Raw genomic sequence first — 7,861 nt, 5'->3', positions numbered from 1 at the left:
CGCTTTTATGTTGTCGCCGACTTCGCCCGATCCAAATATCGCATTGCCCACAACGTAGTATTCCACACCCAGTTTTTTAAACTTCTCCGCGCGTTCTGCGTTGACCGCGCCATCGATCCCGATCATGACATCACGACCTGTCGATTGCAAATACTGCTGAAGCTCGCCGGTTTTCGCGTATACACTTTCCTCAAATTCCTGCCCGGAAAAGCCCGGCTCCATGCTCATCATAAGCACATGATCCATATGATCAACTAAATATTTGACGCCCTCCCAGCTGTCGGCCGGATTGATGGCCACGCCTGCCTGCACGCCATGCGAACGGATCTGATCCAGAAGACGCACCGGGTGAAAGCAGCTCCCCAGCTGGAAGGTCATCACATCCGCGCCCGCCTCCGCAAACATATCCACATACCGTTCAGGATAAAGCAGCTCGAAATGTACGTCTACCTTGACCTGATCACCCAATATTTTTTTGATGTCCCTGACGTTTTTCGGTCCAAAGCTCAAATTTGCCACATATACGCCGTCCATCACATCAACGTGTATCTGGTCGACCCCGCCGCGCTCCGCCTCCATCACTGTTTTCCCAATGAATGCTGTATCACAATCCAGTATAGATGCTGATAATACCGCCAAAACAATATTTCCTTTCCTGTCGCTTTTATAGGGAGTGTGTCGTCACCTCATGCATCCAGCCCTTGGATACCTGATACGCTTCTTTATACTTTTCATAATAAAACTTGTATTGTTCGTGCCGGCCGGCATCCGGCTCCACGCAATCCTCGATCGTCACCATATTTTTTGCCGCCGTCTTGATGTCCGGATATGCCCCGCACGCGACAGCTCCCAGGATCGCCGATCCAAGGCATGGCGCTTCCGTCACCTTGGGGATAAAGATGGGCAGATTGCATACGTCGGCGTGCGTTTGCGTCCAAAATGCGCTTTTCACTGCGCCGCCCGATATATAGATGCCGTCCGGTCTCATCCCGCCGTCCCGGAATGTCTGCATGATCGCCTCCGTACCATAGCAGATCGATTCAATGATCGCCCGGTACAGGTGATACGGCGTATGCGCAAGCGATAATCCATAGAACATGCCGCGCACATCAGGGTCTGCATATGGCGTGCGGTTCCCCTGAAAATAGTCGAGCGCCAGCAGACCGTCCGCACCAATGGGCAGGTTTTGTGCTCCCTCATTGAGAAGGTCATAGATACTTTTGCCCTGCTTCTTTGCTTCCACTTCCACATTGCCGCAATAATTGGTCTTGAACCAGTTGACGATCGCTCCCGTGGAGGTCTGCCCTCCCTCGATCATCTGTAATCCACGGATCACCGCATCCGGATAAGAACCCCACATTCCCTCGGAATGCATTTCCTTTTCCGTCAACCCCAGATGCAGATGCGAAGTCCCAGTGATCATCGCGATGCGCCCCGGCGCAACCACGTTCAGCCCGACCATGCCGACAAATGCGTCCGCGCCGCCTTCGCCGACGGGAATGCCCGCCACAAGGCCGAGATCCTCCGCCGCTTTTTTGGTAAGCCCGCCAACCGGTGTGCCCAAGTCGAGAACCTCTTTTGGAAATTTGTCCAGTACGTCCGCAAGGCCGATCTTTTCATAAAACGAAACCGGCCATCCACCGTTCGGGCGATCATAATACCAGCGCGGCGCTGTCGTATCGATGCTCGCCGTCAGTTCTCCTGTCAGCTTGTGCATCAGCCAGTCCACACACTCAAACACGTGCTCCGCTTTATCATAAAGCTCCGGCTCGTTCTGCTTGATCCACAGCGCCTTTGCGGGCATGGATTCTGCCGATACGTTGCCATATCCGTTGATCTTCAGTGCCGGGTCTCCCGTCGCCGTGATCTCCTTGGCCTGCCTCGACGCACGCACGTCCATCCACATGATCGCCGGCCGCAGGATGTTCATGTCCTTATCGGCAATCATCACGGTGCAGCACGTCGTGTCCACGCTCATGCCCATGATCGCCGACGGCGATACGCCGCTTTTATCGATCAGCCTGCGCGTCGCTTTGCAGATCGCGTCCCACCACTCCTCTACCGTTTGTTCTGCCCAGCCCGATTTCGGCGTATATAGCGGATATGTTTCATCCGCAAAAGCGATCGGGGTACCCTGCAGGTCAAAAAGTCCAACCTTCACGCTGCTTGTCCCCATATCGATCCCAAGTAAACATTCTGTGTTTTTCATATTTCTCACGTCACCCATTCTGTATATTTCTTATGAAATAAGATACGCACATTATAACATATTTTGCCCATTTCCTGTCAGCCCCTGTGATCGCAATCGAAAAGTTCCACGACAAATACACTTCTCCAAACAAAAGACCACCTTGATCAGGTAGTCTTTTATTTGGCTATATTACCAGGTTCTTTCCGGCCTTTTCCCTTTGCACCCCATGTAAGACTGCATATGATGTTCCCTCATATGTCCGGGCGGGAACGGCGGGCGTCCATGCGGGCCGCAAGCGCCGTGCGGCGGATGCGGTTCATCCGGTACATCCTTCAAGGTTTCTTGCCATGCGTCCGCAAGTTTTTTCAGGAGTCCGCTCAGCTCCTGCTGTTCTTCCTCTGTCAGCGCGCCAAACACCTGCCGTGCGATCTGTTCGCGTCCTGCCTCTACGCCTTTTGCAAGCTTTGCGCCTTCCTCCGTCACTTCCACGATCACATTGCGCTTATCCTGCTCATCGCTGCGACGGGTGATCATACCCTTCATTTCCAGCTTTTTGAGCGCTTCACTCAGCGAGGAGGGACGGATATCCAGTATATCCACCAGATCCTTTTGGCTGACCGGTTGTTTTTCCATTACCAGCGCCAACAGCCTTCCCTGTCCGGGGTGCATCATCGGCTGCTCCTCCTGTTTATGATAATAATGCGTGAGTCTTCTGATCGAATGGGCCATCTGATGTGTTTGCTGCATCAGTTCTTCTAGTTTTTCAATACTCATACTATTCTCCTTTGTCGTCTTTTGTTTAGGTACCTTATAATCATCATACTGCTGAATCCAATACTTGTCAACAAAAATTTTTTAGGTACCTAACTTTATTTTTTCTTACAAAAAAACGCGCCCCCTAAGGAGCGCGTTTTGAATATTCTTTTCAAGCATATGCGATTGCTTCGTTTCCTACCGTACTCAGGTCAAGCTTCTGAATGCGTACATTTACCGCCGTAACTTTTAGGCCTGTCATGCTTTCAAGCGACTGTATTATGTTCGCTCGTACACTCTGCGCAACCACGGGAATAGACCTTCCGTACTCTGCCACGATCGCTGCATCAATGGTGACCTCTTGTTCCGAAACCGCCACACTGATCCCTTTGTTGAGCCTCTTCATGCCCAGCAGCTCGCCCATTCCTTCTATAAAATTCCCACTCATAGCAGAAACACCGGGCACATCTTCCGCCGCAAGCCCTGCGATCGTCGCCAGCACCTCATTTGCATACCGTACCGTTCCATAGCTTTCATGCCTGACCAGCGTCGTCTCGCCGGTCGTCATCATTTCGTTTGCCAACATAATTTCTCACACTCCTTTGTATATGGGTTCGTCCGTTTTCCTGTTTGTCCTGTCTCTGTCTGCCAACTATTAAAAACAGCTTACCACATACAAAGTCTATATGTCTCATTTGTTTACAAATTCTTTTCATTTATATTACATTTTTGTTTCAATCCCTTCGTTCCATCACGGATCGACCGCCAGAAAACGTCCGTCGCCGCCCGGCGATATCGTTCCCAGTATTTTGATCTTTTCCGTCCAGATATCCTTGATCGATAAACCGGTATCCTCGCAGCTTATGACCGCGTCCTCAGGCACGCTTGCATCCATCACCGCCACAGAATATACCTTGTTAAGATCGATGTCATTGCCCTGTGCATCTGTGATCTTTTTGATGCGGCTGCCCGGCTCTGCCGCCGGCGCAAACTCCATGCGCAGCCCTGAGAAATAGTAAAACCATCCTCTGCTGTCGTTATCCACGGGTATCGCGTATTCCAAGGTGTCGAGAAGTTTTTGCCCTGTCATCGTGACCTTTTGCAGCTCGCCTTTTTCTTCACGCCTCAAATCAGGGAAAATACGCAGGATATCCGCCTCCGTCTGCTCGCCCTCATAAATCTTTCCGCTCACGCCCTTGCCGTTGTTGCGTCCGTCTTTTCCGTTGTCCAAAAACAGCGCGATCTCCGTGCCCGCCTTCTCGCGCATCGCGTCGGTCAGGAAATTACCCGTTTCGATCAGCGTGAAATCGGTTGATGCGTTGCCGATCACCTCGTCGTCCTCGCTCACCTCCGGATACCGGTTCTGTTCGTCGATCAGTGCGACCGCCTGCTCGCGCGTCATAGAACCGTCAAGCATGCCGGCAAGTCCTTCTCAAGGATGTTCTTCACGCTCATAAACTGGTTATTCGCGCTCACCTCCGGTTTTTTGAGCAGCGAGCAGGTAAGCCCCGGATGCTGCGAATCAAGATCGTCCGACACCTTGGATACATTCACCGTAACAAGCTTCACCAGTCCGTTCGTTACGAAATCATTGTCTTTGCTTGTCCCGACGATGCTGCACACGCCGATATCAAAAATCGCATCGAATTTTTGTCCCGCACTGTCGCGGATAAATGCTTTTCCGATCAAAGCGTCCTTTTCAGGATAGTATGAAGATTTCGTTGCGGGCTGTTTGATACTAAGCCTGCCGCCAAAACTCTCCGGAAGCAGCGTAATCGGGTTTTTGCCAATCTCCCATGTCACATTGTGATAATTGCCGTCAACATCGACATATCCATAATGGGTAGACGAAAAAGCCCCGCTCGGACTGATAACCGTCCAGTCCTTGATGATATTATCGTTCAAATTAACAGACTCCGCCCCCGTCAGGTATTGCAGTCCGAATATATCTTTAATCCCTTTGCCGCTTGCCCTCATATTGCCCGTATACATTGCTAAAATCTCCGGGATGGTTTTTCCGGCAACTTCTGTTACATTCCCTATAAGACCTGCATCATCAAGCGCTGCATAGACGACATTCCTAAAAGCTGTATCCGGAAAATAACTGGTAAGCTGGCTGATGTCCGTAAGCGGCCCCATGTCCGGTACGACCGGAGCAGCAGGCGCTGCCATAGGCATAGCATTCGCCGCCATAGCTGGCTTCTGTTCAGTTATATCCACCGTTGCAACAGGTTCTGCAGAAACAGAAGGCTGCGCCACCGCGGACGGTTGCGCAGAGGCTTCGTTCGTCTGTAACGGTTCCGGCCCGACTGACGACAACGCCTGCTCCTGTCCAGCGGGCACATCCGCCGCAAGCGCACCCGTTGTTGCCAACAGCACAGCCAGAAGTACGCATATTATAATTGTAAGAATCCTTTTCATATATAACCCCCACCAGGTAATCATCAGCATCGCAATGTATACAATGGTTACCTTTCTTTATTGGTATTATATAGCAGATTCATATCTCGCGCAATGTTATTTTACACGCAGATGGTTTTCAGCCGTTTTTCCGTTCTTCCTGTAGTTTCCTGAGCTGTTTTTCCACCTTCATCGGCCCTTGCTCATAATGGGCAATTTTTTCATTCAGGCGTTCCAGTGAGACCTGCATATCCTCCATCCGCTCCAACAGCCGGTTACGTTGCTCTGCGAGCAGCTGTTTGCGTGCTTGCGCGGTATCCTCCCCCTTTTGGAACAGCTCAACATACTCGATCAGTGCCTCGATCTGTACGCCTGCCTTACGCATACATTTCATCAACCCGACCCAGTTACACGATTCTTCGCCATAATCCCTGATCCCGCTCTTGTTGCGCGGTACAGGAGGGATCAGCCCGATGCGCTCATAATAACGCAGCGTATCCGCGGACATATCATATTTTTTACTTACTTCCGCAATCGTCATATCTTTTCTCCCTATTCAAACACCTTCGCCACATCCCTAAGCCCCTGCACGATCGCCAGATGCTGTGGGCACTGCTTCTCACAATTTTTACAGTCAATGCAGTCAGAGGCTTTGCCATGTCTCTGCGCATAATTTTCGTAATACGCGCCCTGCACCGAAAAGCCTTCCGGATTCGCCTGTTTTTCCAAATTATACAGCGCAAAGTACGTGGGGATCGCGATATGCTTCGGGCAGCCGTCCACGCAATACCCGCATGCAGTACATGGTATGGCGATCGTTTGATTGATCGTATCTACGACGCGGCGCACGATATCGTGCTCTTGCTCGTTGAATGGAACAAACGATTCCATATAGCCCATATTGTCCCGCAGCTGCGTCAGATCGCTCATGCCGCTCAGCACAGTCAGTACCCCGTCATGGCTTGCCGCAAAACGCACCGCCCACGAAGCCGCCGACATATCCGGCGCATACTCCCGCAGCAGGTGTTCCGCCTCCTGCGGAATATTCGCCAACATCCCGCCCTTGACCGGCTCCATCACGATCACGTCCTTCCCATGTCTGCGCGCGACCTCATAACACTTGCGCGATTGAATGCTCTCGTTTTCCCAATCGAGATAATTCATTTGCAGCTGCACAACCTCCACCTCAGGGTGTGCCGTCAGTATCTCATCCAAAAGCACCGCGTTGTCATGGTAGGAAAAACCGATCCTGCGGATCTTTCCTTCCTCTTTTTTCTTTTGAATAAATCCAAATCCATCCAGTTTCTGCGCGATTTCATAGTTCGAAATATTCAGATTATGCAGCAAATAATAATCAAAATATTCCACGCCGCACTTATCAAGCTGCTCGGAGAATATTCGCTCCATATCTTCTTCCTTTTCCAAAAACATGACGGGCATTTTTGTCGTCAGCGTAAAGCTATCCCGCGGGTAGCGCTTTACCAGCGCTTCGCGCACGACCTGTTCGCTAAAAAACTCATGGTACATATACGCTGTGTCAAAATAAGTGAAGCCACGCGCTAAAAACGCGTCAACCATTTGTTTGACCTGTTCCGTATCAACGCTTTTCTCGTCATCCTTATCCTGAAGTGGCAGCCTCATCAGTCCGAATCCCAATTTTTTCATTTTTCTCTCCCGCTTATCCGGCCTTAGCCGTGTTGACAGATTTCTGTACCGTCTGTCTTCTTCTACCCCCTTAGCTTAGCACTTGGAGTGAACTCCATGTCAAGTCTTTTTTCAAAAGAAAAGCATACAAATTATTTTGTACGCTTTTTGCATCTTCTATATTCTGCTGCTTACGTCCGGTAGCCTGTTGTATTATTGTCCTTTTTCCAAAAAATACCGCCCAATACCCGCATCCACCGCCTCTACGATTGCTTGCTGGTAACCGTCCTCCTGCAGCTTTTGTTCCTCCTGCGGATTGGAAAAGAAACCGCATTCCACAATAACACTCGCCTGTTCCCCCGGGCGAAGAAGCTGATAATCTCCAGCATTCACATCTCGCGGAACATTGATTTCGAGCCGCCCGTTCAGTTCCTCCTGCATATATTGTGCCAACTCATATCCCTTCGCGGTCTGATCCCTGTAAAAGACCTGCGGGCCACTGACATCCTCATCTTTTTCAAAAAAATTCTGGTGTATACTCACAAACATATCTGCGTCCGCGTCTTTAATGATGTCTTCCCGTTTACGCATATCCTCTTCCTTGGTAGACGCGATCATGTCGTCTGTTGTGCGCGTCATGATCACTTCGTATCCCTTTCCTTCCAATATATTCTGTAATTTTTTTGCAATTTCCAGATTGACCTCTTTTTCCTGCCGCCCTGTGGATACGCCTGTGGTGCCTACGTCCGCCCCGCCGTGTCCCGCGTCGATAATGATCCTCTTTCTTCCGTCGTTCGCCGCAAGCGCCTGCTTCACTTGCTGCGCTTTCTCTGGCTGCATTTCCCCGTTTTCGCCCGCCTTCGAGATCGCGGC

The 7,861-nt window shown here is 50.7% G+C and carries 9 protein-coding genes; all 9 read right to left on the bottom strand.

Features of this window, described 5'->3' with window-relative positions:
- A partial coding sequence (locus VB081_RS11460) for a ribulose-phosphate 3-epimerase (RefSeq protein ID WP_323400947.1) occupies positions 1-639 on the bottom strand: 639 nt, incomplete at its 3' end.
- Between the two features lie 25 nt (positions 640-664).
- Positions 665-2,209 (bottom strand): FGGY-family carbohydrate kinase, encoded by a 1,545-nt coding sequence (locus tag VB081_RS11455; protein ID WP_323400946.1) that lies wholly within the window; start codon positions 2,207-2,209, stop codon positions 665-667.
- A 171-nt stretch (positions 2,210-2,380) separates the two neighbouring features.
- The gene (locus VB081_RS11450; RefSeq protein WP_323400945.1) at positions 2,381-2,965 is read right to left on the bottom strand and encodes a MarR family winged helix-turn-helix transcriptional regulator; all 585 of its coding nucleotides are present in this window, start codon (positions 2,963-2,965) and stop codon (positions 2,381-2,383) included.
- A 151-nt stretch (positions 2,966-3,116) separates the two neighbouring features.
- Positions 3,117-3,530, bottom strand: a complete 414-nt coding sequence (locus VB081_RS11445; RefSeq protein WP_323400944.1) for an Asp23/Gls24 family envelope stress response protein — start codon at positions 3,528-3,530, stop codon at positions 3,117-3,119.
- A gap of 165 nt (positions 3,531-3,695) precedes the next feature.
- Positions 3,696-4,361, bottom strand: coding sequence for a 5'-nucleotidase (locus VB081_RS11440; protein WP_323400943.1), 666 nt, complete (start codon positions 4,359-4,361; stop codon positions 3,696-3,698).
- Entirely contained in the window at positions 4,343-5,365 is a 1,023-nt protein-coding gene (locus tag VB081_RS11435) for a hypothetical protein (RefSeq protein ID WP_323400942.1), read from the bottom strand. Before VB081_RS11435 ends, VB081_RS11440 begins: the two co-directional genes overlap by 19 nt.
- 118 nt (positions 5,366-5,483) lie before the next feature.
- Positions 5,484-5,885: a MerR family transcriptional regulator gene (locus VB081_RS11430; protein WP_323400941.1), complete on the bottom strand. Its 402-nt coding sequence runs from the start codon at positions 5,883-5,885 to the stop codon at positions 5,484-5,486.
- Between the two features lie 11 nt (positions 5,886-5,896).
- On the bottom strand, positions 5,897-7,009 hold the full coding sequence (locus VB081_RS11425; protein WP_323400940.1) for an aldo/keto reductase: 1,113 nt from the start codon (positions 7,007-7,009) through the stop codon (positions 5,897-5,899).
- 192 nt (positions 7,010-7,201) lie between these two features.
- The coding region (locus tag VB081_RS11420) for an N-acetylmuramoyl-L-alanine amidase family protein (protein WP_323400939.1) at positions 7,202-7,861 on the bottom strand (660 nt) is incomplete at its 5' end.

Source organism: Christensenella sp., from assembly GCF_034927525.1.
GTDB lineage: Bacteria > Bacillota > Clostridia > Christensenellales > Christensenellaceae > Christensenella.
The sequence above is the reverse complement of the archived record's forward strand: the minus strand, read 5'-3'. Positions and strand labels throughout refer to the sequence as shown.

Bases quoted from the DNA above. Each gene is read 5' to 3' on its own strand.
- VB081_RS11455 (WP_323400946.1), bottom strand. From the start codon at position 2,209: ATGAAAAACACAGAATGTTTACTTGGGATCGATATGGGGACAAGCAGC.
- VB081_RS11450 (WP_323400945.1), bottom strand. From the start codon at position 2,965: ATGAGTATTGAAAAACTAGAAGAACTGATGCAGCAAACACATCAGATG.
- VB081_RS11445 (WP_323400944.1), bottom strand. From the start codon at position 3,530: ATGTTGGCAAACGAAATGATGACGACCGGCGAGACGACGCTGGTCAGG.
- VB081_RS11440 (WP_323400943.1), bottom strand. From the start codon at position 4,361: ATGCTTGACGGTTCTATGACGCGCGAGCAGGCGGTCGCACTGATCGAC.
- VB081_RS11435 (WP_323400942.1), bottom strand. From the start codon at position 5,365: ATGAAAAGGATTCTTACAATTATAATATGCGTACTTCTGGCTGTGCTG.
- VB081_RS11430 (WP_323400941.1), bottom strand. From the start codon at position 5,885: ATGACGATTGCGGAAGTAAGTAAAAAATATGATATGTCCGCGGATACG.
- VB081_RS11425 (WP_323400940.1), bottom strand. From the start codon at position 7,009: ATGAAAAAATTGGGATTCGGACTGATGAGGCTGCCACTTCAGGATAAG.